14 protein-coding genes and 1 pseudogene are annotated in these 17,847 nt (G+C 46.2%); 4 read left to right on the top strand and 11 right to left on the bottom strand.

All coding sequences use genetic code 11. From position 1 onward, the window contains the following. Positions 1 to 24: 24 nt before the first annotated feature. The gene (locus C1T21_RS28005) at positions 25 to 378 is read left to right on the top strand and encodes a GerAB/ArcD/ProY family transporter (RefSeq protein WP_308411641.1); all 354 of its coding nucleotides are present in this window, start codon (positions 25 to 27) and stop codon (positions 376 to 378) included. Then, positions 375 to 1,274, top strand: a pseudogene (locus tag C1T21_RS13660) (Ger(x)C family spore germination protein); the annotation flags it as partial. The gene C1T21_RS28005 and the pseudogene C1T21_RS13660, both read left to right, overlap by 4 nt. Positions 1,275 to 1,292: 18 nt before the next feature. Here the strand turns inward: C1T21_RS13660 and C1T21_RS13655 are convergent. Further along, the gene (locus C1T21_RS13655; RefSeq protein WP_103048656.1) at positions 1,293 to 3,818 is read right to left on the bottom strand and encodes a transglycosylase domain-containing protein; all 2,526 of its coding nucleotides are present in this window, start codon (positions 3,816 to 3,818) and stop codon (positions 1,293 to 1,295) included. A gap of 216 nt (positions 3,819 to 4,034) precedes the next feature. Here C1T21_RS13655 and C1T21_RS13650 point away from each other — a divergent pair, with 216 nt between their 5' ends. Next, a complete protein-coding gene (locus C1T21_RS13650; protein WP_103048655.1) occupies positions 4,035 to 5,303 on the top strand; it encodes a DNA polymerase IV in 1,269 nt (422 codons plus the stop codon). Positions 5,304 to 5,457: 154 nt separating this feature from the next. Here C1T21_RS13650 and C1T21_RS13645 read toward each other — a convergent pair whose 3' ends face one another. From C1T21_RS13645 to C1T21_RS13630, 4 genes are all read right to left on the bottom strand, one after another. Then, a complete protein-coding gene (locus C1T21_RS13645; protein WP_013310877.1) occupies positions 5,458 to 5,745 on the bottom strand; it encodes a stage VI sporulation protein F in 288 nt (95 codons plus the stop codon). 111 nt (positions 5,746 to 5,856) lie between these two features. Beyond that, entirely contained in the window at positions 5,857 to 7,905 is a 2,049-nt protein-coding gene (gene recG / locus C1T21_RS13640) for an ATP-dependent DNA helicase RecG (protein WP_069289870.1), read from the bottom strand. Position 7,906: 1 nt separating this feature from the next. After that, positions 7,907 to 8,776, bottom strand: a complete 870-nt coding sequence (locus C1T21_RS13635; protein WP_103048654.1) for a DegV family protein — start codon at positions 8,774 to 8,776, stop codon at positions 7,907 to 7,909. A gap of 49 nt (positions 8,777 to 8,825) precedes the next feature. Next, positions 8,826 to 10,610: a DAK2 domain-containing protein gene (locus C1T21_RS13630; RefSeq protein WP_103048653.1), complete on the bottom strand. Its 1,785-nt coding sequence runs from the start codon at positions 10,608 to 10,610 to the stop codon at positions 8,826 to 8,828. 509 nt (positions 10,611 to 11,119) lie between these two features. Between C1T21_RS13630 and rpmB the strand changes: the two genes are divergently transcribed. Beyond that, positions 11,120 to 11,308 carry a 50S ribosomal protein L28 gene (gene rpmB / locus C1T21_RS13625; protein WP_013310881.1) on the top strand — a complete coding sequence of 63 codons (189 nt, stop codon included), beginning with the start codon at positions 11,120 to 11,122 and terminating at the stop codon, positions 11,306 to 11,308. A gap of 224 nt (positions 11,309 to 11,532) precedes the next feature. Here the strand turns inward: rpmB and spoVM are convergent, their stop codons facing one another. The 6 genes from spoVM to rlmN all read right to left on the bottom strand — a co-directional run bounded on the left by spoVM (position 11,533) and on the right by rlmN (position 17,767). Continuing rightward, the gene (gene spoVM, locus C1T21_RS13620; RefSeq protein ID WP_010345573.1) at positions 11,533 to 11,613 is read right to left on the bottom strand and encodes a stage V sporulation protein SpoVM; all 81 of its coding nucleotides are present in this window, start codon (positions 11,611 to 11,613) and stop codon (positions 11,533 to 11,535) included. A gap of 390 nt (positions 11,614 to 12,003) precedes the next feature. Next, positions 12,004 to 12,672: a ribulose-phosphate 3-epimerase gene (rpe, locus tag C1T21_RS13610; RefSeq protein ID WP_023989299.1), complete on the bottom strand. Its 669-nt coding sequence runs from the start codon at positions 12,670 to 12,672 to the stop codon at positions 12,004 to 12,006. Between the two features lie 4 nt (positions 12,673 to 12,676). Then, entirely contained in the window at positions 12,677 to 13,594 is a 918-nt protein-coding gene (gene rsgA / locus C1T21_RS13605; protein ID WP_103048651.1) for a ribosome small subunit-dependent GTPase A, read from the bottom strand. Positions 13,595 to 13,667: 73 nt separating this feature from the next. Then, positions 13,668 to 15,947 carry a Stk1 family PASTA domain-containing Ser/Thr kinase gene (pknB, locus tag C1T21_RS13600; RefSeq protein ID WP_103048650.1) on the bottom strand — a complete coding sequence of 760 codons (2,280 nt, stop codon included), beginning with the start codon at positions 15,945 to 15,947 and terminating at the stop codon, positions 13,668 to 13,670. After that, positions 15,944 to 16,720: a Stp1/IreP family PP2C-type Ser/Thr phosphatase gene (locus C1T21_RS13595; protein WP_103048649.1), complete on the bottom strand. Its 777-nt coding sequence runs from the start codon at positions 16,718 to 16,720 to the stop codon at positions 15,944 to 15,946. Before C1T21_RS13595 ends, pknB begins: the two co-directional genes overlap by 4 nt. A gap of 6 nt (positions 16,721 to 16,726) precedes the next feature. Continuing rightward, positions 16,727 to 17,767, bottom strand: coding sequence for a dual-specificity RNA methyltransferase RlmN (gene rlmN / locus C1T21_RS13590; RefSeq protein WP_013310887.1), 1,041 nt, complete (start codon positions 17,765 to 17,767; stop codon positions 16,727 to 16,729). Between the last annotated feature and the right edge of the window lie 80 nt (positions 17,768 to 17,847).

Here is a 17,847-nt window from a genome sequence, read left to right as displayed (position 1 = left end):
TTCAGCCCCTAACAGCTTGAATTAATGCCAGAGCCAGTCATTTATTTGCTCAGATCCATTCCACTGGGAACGATGGATCGAGTCGATTTTATTTTTCTGCCGATTTGGCTCATTTCGATCTTTGGCGCTATAAGTGGTTATTATTATGCGGCGTCTTACGGAATAAGCTATCTATTCAAGCAAAAGAGCCACAAAAAGGCGGTTCCCTTTGTTGTGCTCGCCTCATGTTGTATTGCCTATTTGCCTCAACGAAGAGAAGATTTCGAGCTTATTGGTTCCATAGCTAATAATTCTGCTTATATTTTCCTAATTGTGTTCCCTTTTCTGCTGCTGATCCTATCCTATCTCTTCAAAAAAAAGGAGGGACCTGAAATATGAAAAAAAAGAGCAGAGCGCTTGGAATGCTAACTCTACTCATTTTTATAACAGGCTGCTGGGATCAGGACAATTTGAAGGATGCCCGATTGGCAAATGCATCGGCTTATGATCTCACTCCTGAAGGCATGTTGTTGCAAACGCTAGAAGTTGTAGACGATTCTCAAAGCAACCAAGGTAAAAGCACCAATGAAATTCACTCAGGCACCGGCCATTCCGTTCGGCAAAGTACAGACAAAATCCGAGCCAAAGTAACCGGGGATATCCGCTTTTTCAAATACGGAGTTATTCTGTATGGTACAAGCTTGGCCCGAAAAGATCTATATCCCTATCTGGATGTGTTGTATCGTGAGCCTGACCATCCGACTTCCCATGTCAAGGTAGCTATTGTAGAGGGATTAGCTGGAGAAATAATAGATCAAAAAGGCATAGGCAACCTCTTAATTGGCGAATTTATAACCAAAAAAATCAGAAGCCTTGAGGAAATGTGTATGTTCCCGGAAATGACACTGGAGACACTGCTCCCCCCAATGCTTGATCCGGGTCAAGATTTTGTGCTTCCCTATCTTTCCAAAGAAGGAGAAGATATTACAGCACGTGGAATTGCCTTATTTCACGGACAAAAATTCACAGGAAGCCTAAGTAGTGAGCAAGGTGTTTTATATGTCTTGATGACTGGAAAGTGGAAAAATACAGCTCGCTTTGTAAAAAGGATACATCCAGGATCTGTCGGTGATGTGCAAAACTTTATTACGTATCAGGCTAACATTCAGAATGTCAAACGTAGCCTTATAGTGAAGGTTCAGCGCGATGGACAAATTGATGTGGAGCTTAACCTGAAATTACCTGTCGATATTGTTGAATATGCACGCAATCATCTTCAAGATAAAGCTAACGTACGGCGTCTGAACTGTCGTTTAGTTTTTGGGTTGATCAGATATTATTTCTGGATAAATAACTTCATCAGATTGGGTTTTTGGAGTCTCACTCTGGCTTTCCGATTCAGAAGGAGTCCCCTGTTCGTTTTCAACAGAAGGTTGCGAAGTATCTGTTGATGGCACATCGTTATTCTCATCAGGCATTTCTATCTCTGTGTCTGCGTCAGGAACAGCAGGATCCGTTTCCTCTGGTGGAATTTCCTCTTGATCTATTGCAGGTACCTCAACCTCTGGGACTTCTTTTTCCTTGATATCTGGTTTGGACGGGACCACTGGTCTAGCAGAACGCGGAAGCCGTTCTCTTCCAACTTCAGTAGGCACATACTTTTGATTAAACCAGTCAGTCACAAGTTGACCCGATTGACGGGAATAACGCCCTGGCAGCTTACCTGTAAGGCTAGAAACCGTAACTCTTACAACACCTTCCGGCCGTATAAAGTGCTTATTCTTAAAAAGTTCAGGCTGGTCCTTGACCGCCTCATTCATGATCAGTGCCCACACTGACTGTGCTCTGGAATGGCCTTCTTGAGATAATGTATTAACCTGTTGGCGGTAACCAGCCCAGACGCCTAGTGTAACGTCAGGTGTATACCCCATAAACCACACATCACCAAAGTTTTGTGTCGTACCGGTTTTACCGGCGATATCAATGGCACCGTAGCTTTTAAAAGCATTTTGCAGGCGTTTGCCAGTTCCCCTCGGATCTGATATAACAGTTTTGAGCATATCCGTCATCAAAAATGCGGTTTGCTGCGAATATACACGCTTCGTCTGCGGTTTAAATTCATATACGATCTTCCCGTTGGCATCCGTAATTTTGCTGATCAGATGAGGTGCATTATATACACCCATATTGGGAATCGTTCCATATGCTGCGGTCAGCTCCTCGACGGATACCCCTTTGCTTAGTCCACCCAAAACCCCTGTCTGAGCATGTTCATCCTGCGGCTGAATCGTCGTAATTCCAAGAGAACGCACAAAATTCCAAGCATTTGGAATTTTAACTTCATATAAGAACAGCCTCAGCGCAGGGATATTGATTGACCGATTGAGTGCTTCACGGGCTGTCATAAGCCCCTCGTACCGTCTGTTATAATTTTTAGGAATATGATAACCTTTACGCCCGTCTTTCAATATGATTTGTGAATCATCAATAAGACCGGCTGGCTGAGTGTAGCCCTTTTCCAATGCAGGTAAATAAGCAGCAATAGGCTTCATGGCAGAACCGGGCTGACGTGTCATTTGAGTTGCATAGTTCATTTGCTCGGTATTAAAATCCCTGCCCTCGATCATACCGAGTATAGCCCCTGTTTTATGATCAATCATGATTGCTGCAATCTGCTCTAATCCCTTCTTCTTACTGTATGGAGAAAAATTTTGTGGATTGGCTGCAATCTGCCGCATATTGTTATAAATTTTCTTATTTATCGTTGTATAAATTCGATATCCGGACCGTTGCAACTCTTCTCGCGTATTTTGAAGAAGCTCGGCATGCTCAGGCTTGGAAATCTCGGCTGCCGTGATATCCGGATTTTGCTGGAGCGCTAACAATTGAGCGGCTTCCCGCTCTGTCTCCAGCATTAAATAAGGGAATGTGTTATAACTTTTTTCGCGATGGGGCGCAAGAGTGGCTTTCACATCAAATTGAAGCGCCTCGTTATATTCGGATAGCGTAAGTTTACCTGTAGCCAGCATTCTTCCCAACACGACACGTTGGCGCTCCATCGCTTTATTGAAGCCTTCTTCATCAAAGTTCCCTTTACCATCAAAAGCGGAATAAACAGATGGCAGTTGCGGGAGACCTGCCAAATAAGCCGCCTGAGCAATATGAAGCTTATGTAGATCACTTACATTGAAAATCCCTAACGAAGCAGACTTGATTCCATATAAATTGTAACCAGCGGAACCATTACCAAAAGGCATTTTGTTTAAGTAAGCCGTTAATATTTTATCCTTGCCCATAAACCGCTCCATACGCAGTGCCAGCAGCATTTCCTTCACCTTGCGGCTGTCCGTCTTATCCAGACTGAGAAAAACCCTTCGGGCTACCTGCTGCGTCAGTGTGCTGCCGCCTGTTTGGCGGTTTTCATTCAAAAGCTTCTGCTTAACAGCACGAGCTGTTCCCTTTAAATCCACACCACGATGCTCATAAAATTGGCTGTCTTCCGTTGAAATGAGGGCGTCCACAATAGACTGAGGGACATCCTTCAGATCAACGAGCTGTCGATCCTCCTCCATGCGCATTCTTCCAACCGGAGTTACCTGATCATTAAAAAATACAAAGCTGGTCAGAGCGTTCTCATTTACCTTTTCATATATCAACTGACGTGATCGTACAGGTTCATCATGAACCAGTGCCGCTACATAACCGGATATAAGACCTCCAGCAAATAGCACTCCAAGTACACCCGCAAACGAGAACCACTTGATATTAATCAGCAAAACTCTGCCAAAAATACGCCACCTACTGCGTTTTTGAGATGATGGTCGACGTTTTGGGTTCATAAAAATGGTTTTCTCCCCTCAATATTCATTCATTTCCACTTGTTTTTGCTCAAGATATTATGATACGCCATGTTAGGTTTTCCGTAAACTGTAACGTTCCAAAAAATACATTTGTATTAGGAACACTTGTTCTGTATATAATACTACTATAAGAGTATACATTCAAGAATATTTTGGAAGGATGATCCACACATATCAGGAAAGGAGGTCGGATTTTTGGAGGAACGCAGAAATAGAACCATATTCTTATCGGACTGCCAAAGTTTTTATACCAGCATCGAAAAAGCAGATGATCCCAAATACCAACATAAGCCACTCGTTGTGGCCGGTGACCCTGCACTTCGTTCAGGCATTATTTTAGCTGCGTGTCCGCTGGCCAAAAAATACGGTATATCTACAGCAGAACGTCTGGGAGAAGCGGTGAAAAAATGTCCTGACCTTATCATTGTACGTCCGCGTATGCAGCATTATATCGATGTCTCATTAAAAATAACAGAAATTTATAATGAATATACGGATTTGGTTGAGGTTTTCAGCATTGATGAACAGTTTCTGGATATGAGCGGAAGCCTCTCCCTGTTCGGGGATCCGGTGAGTATTGCAAGTGAAATTCAGCAAAAGGTACTGGCACAAACAGGAGTATGGATTCGAATTGGTATCGGCTCCAACAAAATGCTGGCTAAAACCGCAACAGATATATGGGCTAAAAAAAATGACAGTGGCATTTTCTTGTTGCCTGCATCCGATATTGCAGCGTTGCTATGGCCCCAGCCAGTACGTCTTATGTTCGGCATCGGTTCGCGCATGGAACGGCATTTGGAGAAGCTTGGACTACACACCATTGGAGATATCGCACGTACTCCCTTACCCCGGCTACAGGACAGATTCCGGTCTCATTTCGGTAAGCAGTCCGATATTCAGGCAGAGGTAATATGGCGAACTGCGAACGGGATCGATCACAGCCCAGTCAAGCCGGAAACATTTAATACACCTCCCAAATCCATCGGTCATATGATGACTCTTCCCCGCGACTATCTCCAGCCTGCGGAAGTGGAAACCATCCTGCTTGAACTAACAGAGGAGGTGTGTCGGGACGCCCGCCGCAAAGGATATATGGGCTCGGTTGTAACTGTTCATTGTATATGCAGTCCCTACGAGGCACCAACCGGATTCTCCCGACAAATGAAGATACCCGATCCTACAAACCATACCCAAAAGGTATATGAAACCGTTAAAAAAATCTTTTATACTTTTTGGAATCATATGCCTGTGAAGCGCGCAGGAGTTACTTTAAGTGGATTGGTGGATGATCAACTGTATCAGCTGGATTTTTTTGAGGATCAGGAGCGATCCCGTGCTTTGGAAAAGGTGACGGACACTTTAAAGGATCGGTACGGTCAGTCCATCATCATGCGCGCATCGTCGTTAACAGATGCCGGGCAGGCCATGGAACGGTCTATCAAAATTGGCGGTCATTACAAATAAAAAATCTCATGATAAGCTCACACTAGCTATTGCCCGGGGAATGAACTAACTAAAACAAACCAAAAAGGATCGCCTGATATCAGGCAATCCTTTTTTTTATCTGTGCTTCACAAAAAACATGGAGAGCGCTTCGAAGCACCTCTTCAAATAGCAATCAACGGAACATTCCCCACAGCTTGATTAGATGGAATGTATTGGACGGATCAATTTTTTGTGCCAATACGAAGGCGGTCAATTGCTCCTCCTGCGCAGCCGTCAAACGCTCGTTTAAAATAGCAGAAGTGGACTTCACAAGATGACGCACCTTAGCTTTATTTTGCAGGTCCGCTTTAGTCACACCTTCAATCTGCTGTTTAACCCGCTCCTTGAGCGCACGATTCTTCATTTTCAACTTAATCCGCTCCACCAGTTGCGGACTGATTCCATATTGCTGATAGCTCAATGTTGCCACACCTCCCATATCATTCGGTCATTCCCAAATATATGACGGCCAGCCTGTCCATTGTGCCTATCTGTTTAAAACGTTTAGAACAACCTCATGATTCATGGTGGATTAGTCGATGAGATCCCCCTGGAAAATCTGCTCTTTTTGCAAATAACCGCGCAGTGCTTCATACTGCGGAGATGTCCAAAAGGACGCATCCTTGATCAGATCAGTTGCATCCTCACGCGCCTTTTCCAGCACCTCAAAATCCGCTACCATATCTGCTAAACGAAACTCGGGTAGCCCACTCTGCTTGGTGCCAAAAAAGTCACCCGGCCCTCTCAAATCCAGATCGCGTCTAGCCACCTCAAAACCATCGTCCGTATCGGTCATAACCTTCATCCGCTCCTGACCAACCTCCGACTTAGGATCAGCGATCAGTACACAATACGAGGCATGGGCTCCCCGTCCGACACGTCCACGTAATTGATGTAACTGGGACAGCCCAAAACGATCCGCATCCATAATGATCATTAGCGTCGCATTGGGGACGTCTACCCCCACCTCCACAACCGTCGTTGAAACGAGTAACTGAACCTCATTCGCATAGAAAGAACGCATAACTTCTTCCTTTTCTGCGGGAGTCATTCGTCCATGTAATAGCCCAACGCGGTAATGTGGAAAAGCCTGTTGCATTTGAATATGCAAATCAATGGCATTCTGTACGTCCAGCTTCTCCGACTCTTCAATCAACGGGCAAATCAGATAAGCCTGCCGTCCCTGATCTACCTCGCGGGAAATAAAACCAAGTACCCGATCCATCAGTTCGTGCTTCACCCAATAGGTGGAAATTGGAATACGTCCCTTCGGCCGCTCTGACAACGTAGAAACATCCATATCGCCAAACGCAGTGATGGCCAGCGTACGAGGGATCGGTGTGGCCGTCATCGTCAGCACATCGGGATTATAGCCTTTGCGACGCAGTACACTACGTTGGTTCACTCCGAATCTATGCTGCTCATCCGTTACAACAAGCCCAAGCTGGCGAAAATATACATCTTCCTGAATGAGAGCATGGGTGCCTACTACAATGTCCAGCAGACCCATTTGGAGAGCAGCTAGCAGCTCCTTACGCTTCTTCCCGGTTGTACTCCCAGTCAGTAGGCCCACACTGATTCCAAAGGGCTCAAACAGCTTGTGAAGCGACCGCATATGCTGCTCGGCCAATATTTCGGTTGGCACCATCAGCGCTCCCTGAAAACCAGAACGTACTGTGGCAAATAAACCGATGGCAGCAACAACTGTTTTACCTGACCCAACATCTCCCTGAAGCAGGCGGTTCATACAATAAGGTGAGCGTAGATCGTGCAGTATTTCAAGCTCTACCTTCTTCTGTGCATCTGTTAATTCAAAAGGCAAAGCCCTTACAAATTCACGAATCGTGGCGTTATCCACCGTATGTACCACCCCGTCCGCTCGACCACGATTTAGCGCCCGGAATGCCTGCATTTTCAGCTGAAATAAAAATAGCTCCTCATACACCATCCGCCGACGAGCCTCTTGCCCCTCGCGGTTGTCCTGAGGCTGGTGTATACCCGCGATAGCCTGCTTGCGCGGCATCATACTATATTTGCGTACAAGCAACTCAGGCAATATTTCGGGGATCATTTCGCCAAACTGCTGGAGCGTCTGATTCATCGTTTTTCGCATCCAGCTTTGCGTAATCTTGCCGCCTATAGAGTACACCGGTTGAAGCGTCCCCGAGCGGGCTACTCCTTTATCAGGAAACTCAGAATCTGCAACAGTCATCTGCATCCGTTTGAGGTCCCATTTACCAGTCACCACAATTTCACGACCTGAGGTTAGTTGCTCCTTCATGAAATGCCGATTAAACCACGTCGCGGTAAACATCCAATCCTCGGCCATCAATTTACAAGTCAACCTTGATTTGCGCCCGTAACGCTGAAGCACCGGAATGCCCATAATTTTGGCCTGTACCGTAATCTTATCTCCGTCCTTCACTTCGCTTAGCGAGCGCAGTCGGTAATCTTCATACCGAAACGGATAATATTCCAGCATGTCCTGTATGTTAGAAATGCCAAAAGCGTGAAGCTCTCCCTCTTTGAGAGCACTCACGCCATGTATTTGTTTTAAAGGTATTTGATCCAATTGCAGCATATTACCTCTCATCTCCGGCCGGCCATACAAAAATGCCAATCGTTCCTGGCCCTACATGGGTCCCAATCACAGCGCCAAGTTCAGTATATATTCGATCTCCCAGCTCAAAATGCTCTGCCAACTGAGCCACGAACGCTTCTGCCGCTGAGCGATCTGCCGTATGACCCACAGCAATATTAATTTTTTGGCCTTTTAAATCCCGCTCCAGTAGTTCAATAATTCGTGCTGTCGCTTTTTTGTGCCCTCTCGCCTTATCAACCGAATAAATAATGCCTTCTTTGTCAATCGAAAGAATCGGCTTAATGTTAAGCAACGTACCAACCATTGCCGCTGCCTTGCCAATACGTCCGCCTTTTTGTAAGTATTCCAGGGTATCCACCAGGAAATATAAACAACGGCGCTCCCCACGACGTTCCACAGCCCGAACAATATCAGCCGGGGAGTGTCCGGCAGCCGCCAGCTCTGCCGCATAAACCACTAGCATGCCGTATCCGTATGAAGCTGATTTGGAATCCACCACAGTCACTCTATGTTCATGCTTCTCCAGCATGGATTTGCCCAGCAGAGCAGACTGATACGTTCCGCTCACACCCGAGGATAAATGGATAGAGATAACCTGGCTCTCGGGGTATTGCTCCAACAGCGTCGTGTATGTCTCCAAAAAACGGGCTGGTGAAGGCTGTGACGTCGTAGGCAGATCATCAGCCCGTACTAGTTCGCTGTAAAACTGCGACGCTGACATCTCAATGCCGTCCAGGTAAGCTGTGCTGCCGAACATCACTGTCAATGGTACAACAACTATACCGAGACGGTCTGCTAATTCTTGTGGAATATCAGCCGTGCTATCCGTCAAAATGATGGTACTGCTCATCAGTCAGACCTCCTTTTGTTGTGGACTTCCATGGGCGTGCTAAAGCACATCAGGTTTCCACTGAGAACAAATAAGGATAAATCGGCTGACCACCTTCATGAACTTCCACTTCAGCATCCGCATAATTTTCTTCAAGCCATGCAACAAGCTGATCTGTGTCTTCTTGATTCGCGTCTGAACCTGTGAGAATCGTAACAATTTCATCGCCATTCACCAGCATTTTCGCTAGCAAAAGACGGGACGTTGCCATTAAGTGTTCCTCGGTCGCTACAATTTTGGAATCCTGAATACCGATGTAGTGCCCGGCTGTAATATGCAGGTCATCCAGCGTCGTATCCCGTACCGCGTAGGTCACTTGCCCAGACTTCACCCGGGTGACTGCGTCACGCATATTGTCCTGATTTACCTCAAAAGCCTCTTCCTCCTGGAAGGCAAATGCTGCCGCAATGCCCTGAGGAATTGTTTTGCTCGGAATAACCGACACCATACGTTCCATCTCTAGCAGTTCACGTGCTTGTTCTGCTGCCAAAATAATATTGGAATTATTCGGAAGAATAAAAATATGTTGAGCTGCAATCGAGCGCGCCGCATTAACGAAGTCCTCTGTGCTCGGATTCATTGTCTGGCCGCCAGAAAGGACAACATCGACGCCTAAACTTCTGAAAATATCAGCAATTCCTTCACCGGAAGCCACAGCTATAAAACCAAAGGATGCCAGTTCATGAGCGGGGGGCTCAGATGGCTCTTCCTCACGTGCAGGCTCTGTTGGTATTTCAGCAAACCACTCAGGCTCAGGAGCAACATCCATACCCGCAGACAACAAATCACGATGCTGCTCGCGCATATTTAAAATACGAATCTGTGTGATCTCTCCGTAACGCAGTGCCAAATTCAGCACTTCACCAGGAGCCTTAGAATGTACGTGAACCTTGATGACATCATCGTCTGAAATTACGATAATAGAATCACCATCTACGGATAACGCTTTCCGGAAGGCTTCCTCATCAAAATCGGTACCTTGCGCTTCGCCCAATTGTCGATTAATAAAAAACTCCATATCATACAAAAATTCAATATTATCCGTTTCGAGCTTCGCTTGCGCAGAAATCGGCGCATCTGGGGAAGGAACAACTGCAGTAGCAGTAGGTCTCTCCGATACGTGAGGAGCAAAAACCGGGCGTACATTATCACTTTTTGCAGTTGGAGACGTCACCAAGCCGCTTCCAAGATGTTGCATAAAGCCTTCATAAATATACACAAGACCTTGCCCACCCGAATCTACAACTCCTACTTGCTTCAGTACAGGGAGCATGTCCTGCGTCATGGCAAGCGTTTCCTTCGCTTTGGCAAGCACTTCTTCCATCAGTTCCGTGATGTCGTTCGTCCGGCGCGAGAAAAACACAGCATGCCTGGCCGCTTCCTTCGCCACGGTAAGAATTGTACCCTCCACCGGCTTAACCACCGCCTTGTAGGCCGCATCCACCCCGCTCTGCAATGCCGATGCGAACTGAAGGGTATTCAATTCCTCGTATGGGGCAGCGTAACGGCTGAAGCCACGAAACAACTGAGACAGGATAACCCCTGAATTGCCGCGGGCTCCCATCAGCAAACCTTTGGATAATATGCCGGACATGACACCGATGGAGGAAGAGTCCCCCCTCTTTAATTCCGTTACGCCCGCGCTCATCGTCAAATTCATGTTGGTTCCCGTATCACCGTCTGGCACCGGGAATACATTTAGTGAATTGACATGTTCCGCATGCTGCTGTAATTGTTCCGCCCCGGCTAAAACCATTGCGGTAAAATCTGTTCCATTCAAAGAACGATTACTCAAGAGAATTCCCCTTCCTAGCTTAATACACTTGTTTTACTATCAACCTTCACAACACCTTATTCAGCTGTGCGACAGGTTCAATTGAATTATACTAAAGCCAGACGACGAATACGAATGTCACACTTTCATAAGCTCTTGTACTCACGTCTGGTCGCTCTTCTACAGGTCATATAAAATGAAAAACCAGTCAACTGCCCAACAATAAATCATCGGCTGGATTGATAACTATAGTCCCGCCTTTGAACCGCCGGCATGACTGGAATAAGAATTCACATTCCATTTAAAAAACAAAATAATCGCAGCAATAACTATCCCATATTGTACTATAATGCGAAAGAGAAATAAATAAAGTTTTTGAATCAGTTGACGGAGCTTTTTTGACTATGATATTATATTTAAGTATTGTTTTGTTCAGGTTAGTGACTTACAAAGTCCGGCTGACCCAGTCGGCCTGAAGAGAGACCCGTTCCGTATGGAATTTGGTTATTTTCAGAATAGGAGGTGGAATCATGTCTCGTAAATGTTCTGTAACAGGCAAAAAGCCTGGCAGCGGTAACCACGTATCTCACGCTAACAACCGTAATCGCCGTACTTGGGGCGTCAACGTACAAAAAGTTCGCATTCTCGTTAACGGTAAACCGAAACGCGTTTATGTCAGCACTCGTGCATTGAAAGCCGGTAAAGTGACTCGCGTGTAGTCGTAAAAAAATATCGTTATAAACAAAAGGCACCTCGTTTTAAACGGGTGCTTTTTTGGTTATTCGAAAAGTAATATCCATCTGGTTCAGGAAAACAAAATGTCAGGCACCTTCCCGTGCGTCCCAACCTTTTACTGCCGAGCTACCTATCTGTTATGCCCGGGAAGCGTGCCCTGTGTACCTCTAGCTTTCATCCTACATCCTGTGTTTACATTACGATGAATTCAGTTTTTCTGGAATGTATTCAAAATGGCTTTAACGAATCCACCCAGAAATTTTGGCAGCTTGATTGTGTAAAACTTCATGCCTCACCCTCCCCATCATCCTCCTGCATCCGTTCTCTGTAGTTTATGCAACCTGTCAAGGGTTGTTGCCCCACAAAAAAAGGCTACATGAGAATCCCGCTCATGTAACCATATTTATGCACAACCATCCCAGGCTATACCATCAGACAAGTCCGCGAACATAGAGATATGCTGAGAGTATGAAAATAAACAGGATATAATAAAGTACGCTGCACACCACAAAACCTATTCGTAAACCACGCCGTTCATTTTTCCGAAAATAAAACAGTACAATTAGAATAGCCAAAAGTGAAAGAACAGCATTCCAAGGAGCCTTTACTAGTGAGAAACAGCTAAGGGTCAACCCCGTCGCCATGCTCGCTACAGTCATCCACAATGCTTCGGTCAGCTTCACTTGGACAAACGAGCTGCACTGTCCCGAATCGCAGCTATAGCTGCAGCGCGATCTGCTCTGCCGAATACCGCACTACCAGCCACCAGCACGTCAGCCCCCGCTTCAAATACAGCTGGTGCCGTCTCCTCCGCAATACCTCCGTCTACCTCGATATGTACGTCTGGACGACCCAGTTCGTTCAACCAAGCACGAATTTGTCTGATTTTATTTAACGTCTCTGGAATGAAGGACTGACCTCCAAAGCCAGGATTGACCGTCATTACCAGAATCATATCCACATTTGGCAGCACTTCCTTGATCGCGTATGGTGAAGTACCCGGATTGAGAGCCACTCCAGCCAGAGCACCTTGCTGCTTGATCAAGTGAAGGACACCATGCAAATGAACACAGGCCTCAGCATGAACAGTGATGATATTGGCTCCTGCTTTTACGAAATCGCCAATATAGCGTTCAGGATGCTCAATCATCAGATGAACATCCAAGGGAAGAGTCGTATGCGGACGAATAGCCTGAACAATAGGTGGACCCAATGTAATATTGGATACAAAATGTCCATCCATTACATCCACATGAATCCAGTCCGCTCCTCCTGCCTCAGCTTCCGCAACTTCACTGCCCAAGCGAGCAAAATCAGCGGATAAAATCGACGGTGCTATTTTTAACATATACTCAGTACCTCCGCTTTTTTTCTTTTAATTCCTGATAGAACTGCAAATAGCTATCATACCGTCCCTGTGAAATATGTCCTTCTTCCAGGGCCTCTCTTACTTTACAGCCAGGCTCGTGAATATGGGTACAACCCCGAAATTTACATCCTTCCGCATACTGCTGGAATTCACGAAAACAGGGAGATAATTCATCCACACCTAGCTCCAGAAAATCCAGTTGGCTAAACCCCGGTGTATCTGCTACAAACCCTCCGTTGTCTAGAGGAATCAGCTCCACATGACGAGTCGTATGTCTTCCTCGGCCCAGCTTATTGCTTATGGCGCTCGTCTCCAGCGTTAACCCAGGCTCTAGAGCATTAAGCATGGAAGACTTTCCTACACCTGACTGCCCGGAAAACACGCTGATTTGACCAGCCAACAGCTTCTTAAGCTCAGCCGTCCCTTCTCCGGTACGGGCACTGGTTACCAGCACCTCATAACCGATCTTCTGGTACATTTCCTGAACGGCCAGCACGGTGTCATCCTCTGAAGGGCTGCCTTCATACAAATCGCGCTTAGTCAGACAGATAATCGTATCCAGCCCGGCGTGCTCAATATGAACTAAAAATTTGTCCAGTAAAGGCAGGTTTAAATCCGGCTCACGCAAGGAAAACAGCAGCACGGCAAGCGTGGTATTGGCTACCGGAGGACGTATTAGCTCCGTCGTACGCTTTCTAATCTCCTCGACCATACCTTCCCCGTTTTCAGTCAGTTCGTAAACGACCCGATCACCAACAAGAGGCGTAATCTCTTTTTTCTTAAAAATGCCGCGTGCTCTGCATTGTACTGTAGCTTCGCCAGATACCGGACGCCCATCCTGATCCAGGCTGGAGACATAATAATATCCGCTAAGCGCCTTGACGATCAGACCTTCAGGCATGTGTAAGATGTCCTCCTTCATAATGTTCAAGTTTCATTGCGTATAGCAGGTTGAGCATCTTCCTATTGCAAGTTTACTGATGCTGGACAGCCTCAATCACTTTTTCCTTCTTTTTGTGAGAAGCGTGGCCTGGGTTGTTTTTATAACTAACCGCCAACTCACTGCGCGTCCCCCCCGTGGAATTCGTTCCAGGAACAAAGGCGGAAGGGTCACCATTATCTCCTGTGCCCTCCTGATTGTTCGAGTCGCCTCCACTATTACCACTATCATTAGAAGCTCCCCCGCTATCACCTTCCTCGCCGTTTCCACTTCCATTCTGCGAGGAAGTACCATCAGGTGTATCCGTTGGTGAAGTTCCAACAGGCGGAGCAATTTGGGGCATCGTCACCGTTCCATTTTTCGCCTCAATATAAGAGACTGGATACGTATCAATAAAGTCACCATCTCTAAATACTGAGACAACACTGTCTTTGTTCGGAGCCATTAGCAGGTTGATAGTGAACACCTGTGTCGTATTAATCGTACGGCTTCCCCATTCCTGATTTTCTCCACGTGCATCCGTATAAGTGATACGAATTTTACTGTTTTTACCCTCTTCCTTCGGCGCAACAGGCACATTAAATGGCAGCGTAATCGCTTCTGGCGGGTAACCCGTGCTTACATAAAACGTAATTTCCGTATTTGGTGGCAACTCACTGCCTGCCTCTGACGGCCATTGTTTGGTTACTCTTCCTTTTTCCTGCTCATAGCTAAATTCTTCTTTAATCGAGCCAACCTTCAGCCCTGCCTTTTTGACCTCATTTTCCGCTTGGTTCTGCGTTTTCCCTACGAGACTTGGCATTTTTACAGTGTCAGCTCCCTTGCTGACTGTGAGCACAACCTGAACTGAATCCTTATCAAATGGCTCATTGGCAGCGGGTATCTGACTAAGGACGGTCCCTGCGGCCTGATCACTAAACTGCTCATTTTGCTGAATCTGCGTCTCCTTAATTTGCTGGGCGGTCAGCAGCTTAACAGCATTTTCGTAGCTTTGGCCTTTGACATCCGGCATCGGGGTAAGCGGCTTGGCAATCCCGACTTTCAGACTAATCTTGGTTCCTTCCTTGACTAAAGAATCTGCAGGATAGCTTTGATAAAATACAACTCCAGGCGCGATTCCTTCTTTGTATTCATGCTGGATTGGCTCCTCAATGAGTAGCCCCGCTTTACTGAGATTAACCTTCGCTTGGTCTTCTGTTTGTGTCAATACACCTGGTACTTTTACCTCAGGCACGACGAGTACACTTTGCACATAGTACACCACTCCGCCCATGCACAGAAGTAACACCAACACTAGTGTTACCCACAAGATCGCTTTTTTTCTATTTTTTTTGGGCGATTGCTTGCTCGAAAGCTGTTCAGACTCACGCGGCTGGGCAGGTACATCATCCCCGCTAGAAGACATCCCTAATTGTTGAGGCTTAATAGCCGGAATAACCCGTGTTTGATCCTCATCATCCAAATGTGTAAACTCCAGCTTGGATTCATTACGCCGTCCCGGCAGCAAACAGGTTTCCAAATCTTTTAGCATCTCGTCTGCCGATTGATAACGCTCTTCTGGATTTTTGCGCATAGATTTTAGAATGACATTTTCCACACTTTGCGGAATCAACGGATTAATTTTACGCGGTTCCTCAAATTCCTCTTGCAGATGCTTGAGCGCTACACTAATTGGACTTTCTCCCAGGAAAGGGAGCTGCGCCGTCAGCATTTGATATAAGACAATACCTAAAGAATATAAGTCCGATTTTTCGCCGGTGACGACACCCTTTGCATGCTCAGGTGAAAAATAATGAACAGAACCTACAACAGAACCCGTCTGGGTAATGGTCGTTGACGTAACGGCTCTAGCAATCCCAAAATCGGTTACCTTAACCCGTCCATTACGTCCAATTAATATATTATGAGGCTTAATGTCTCGGTGAATAATCTGATTTTGATGGGCATGCTCCAGCGCATCACAAATCTGGGATGCAATCCGTACTGCTTCATCCACTTGCAATGGCGCACGTTCTTTAATAATCTCATTCAAATTTTTACCTTCGATGCACTCCATTACAATATAATGGATTTCATCCTCTTGGCCGACATCATAAATACTGACCACATTCGAATGCGAAAGCGAGGCCGCAGACTGCGCCTCACGCCGAAACCGGCGAATAAATTCCTCATCATGAACAAATTGCTGGCGCAACACTTTAACTGCAACATTGCGATTCAGCAAAATGTCTTGAGCCTTATACACCAGCGCCATACCGCCGCCACCGATGCGCTCAATAATTTCGTATCTTCCCCCTAGCAGGTGCCCGATCATGCGTCACACCCCTTTTCACTCAATGAAACCGTGTCATCGGGCAATTCAAACAAAGCTACAGTAATATTATCGTCTCCTCCGGCAAGCAACGCCAGATGTAGCAGACGATCCGCACGCTCCTCCAAAGGATTCTCTGCGGCACCTACTACTTTGCTGATTTGTTCTTCCGTTACCAGATTGCTTAATCCGTCGCTACACAGTAACAGTACATCGCCTTTTTCCAGCGCAATGGAGTCAATATCCACTTTCACCTCGGAATCAGTGCCCAGCGCCCGTGTCAGTACATTGCGACGAGGATGGTTCTCCCGTTCTTCCTTACTGATCTGACCGTTTTTGAACAGCTCATTAACCAAAGTATGGTCTTCTGTAAGCTGACGTACCGCTCCTTTGGAAATGACATAGGCACGACTGTCACCGATATGTCCGATAATTCCGGATGCGTCGTTTAATAAAACCGCAACAACTGTCGTTCCCATATTATGATACTTTTCATCGCGTGCTGCCGTCTGGAAGATGACTTCATTGGCATGCAAAATAGCGTCGCTGAGCGCCGCCGTCAAAGAATGTGCGGATAATCCGCTCTCCAGCGTCGCCAAATCAGCGACAAGTGTCTCTACCGCAAGGCGGCTGGCCGTATCACCGGCCAAATGCCCCCCCATACCATCGGCAACAATCCCAAGAATATAGCCTTGCTCCAAGTGCCTGATCCAGGCAGAATCTTCATTCACCGAACGTACACGTCCGACATGGCTGACATGAACTGTTTTGATCAAATGGTTTCACCCCAACTCCATATGCTTTGCACGCAACTGACCGCAAGCAGCGGCAATATCGTGACCCTGTTCACGCCGGATCGTCACATTGACGCCTTTTTCGGCAAGAATACGTTGGAAATTAAAAATATCACTGCGTGATGTGCGTACATACTTGCGCTCAGGCACATGATTGACTGGAATCAAATTGACGTGACACAGCATGTCCTTTAACACATCCGCTAGCTCTTCAGCATGTTCTGCCTGATCGTTTACTCCACCAATCAGGGCATATTCAAACGAAATTCTCCGCCCCGTCTTAGCAAGATAGTAACGTAGAGAATCCATAACATCCTTAAAGGGATAACGCCGATTTACAGGCATCAGCTTCGAACGAAGCGCATCATTAGGCGCATGAATGGATATTGCCAGATTAATCTGGGTATCCTCGTCGGCAAATTTATAAATATTCGGTACAATACCGCTGGTCGACACTGTGATATGACGTTGACCAATGTTCAGACCTTTTTCATGAACCATTGTACGTAAAAACGTCATAGTCGCTTCATAGTTTTCAAAAGGCTCGCCCGAGCCCATAATCACGATGCTGCTCACTCGTTCATTGGTTTTATCCAAAATTTTCTGAGCCTGCACCACCTGTGCAGTAATTTCACCAGCCGTCAGGTTCCGTTTGAGGCCTCCAAGCGTCGAAGCGCAGAAAGTACAACCAATCCGGCACCCCACTTGAGTCGTTACACAAATACTGTTTCCGTAATTGTGTCTCATAATGACCGTTTCAATGGCATGATCATCGTGCAAACCGAACAGGAATTTTACTGTCCCGTCCTTCGATTCCAACTTTGTAATTTCACTAAGCGTCACAAAACTAAATTGCTCCTCAAGCTTCTCTCTCAGCGCCTTGGACAAATTCGTCATCTCGCTGAAATCATTGACCCGCTTCACATACAGCCAGTCAAAAATTTGTCCTCCACGAAAAGCAGGCTCGCCATTGTTCTTGGCCCAGTCCTGAAGCTCCTCCAGAGTTAAATCATATATAAAAGGTTTCATCAATGTTTGCACCCGTTCCTTCTTCATTAAGTTCTGTTTGATCGTAGATAGTATTTTTCATTCTTCCTATTTTAGCACAA

Source organism: Paenibacillus sp. F4 (genome assembly GCF_002894905.1).
Lineage (GTDB): Bacteria > Bacillota > Bacilli > Paenibacillales > Paenibacillaceae > Paenibacillus > Paenibacillus polymyxa_B.
Note: the sequence above shows the minus strand (reverse complement) of the source record. Positions and strands in the feature narration are given on the sequence as shown.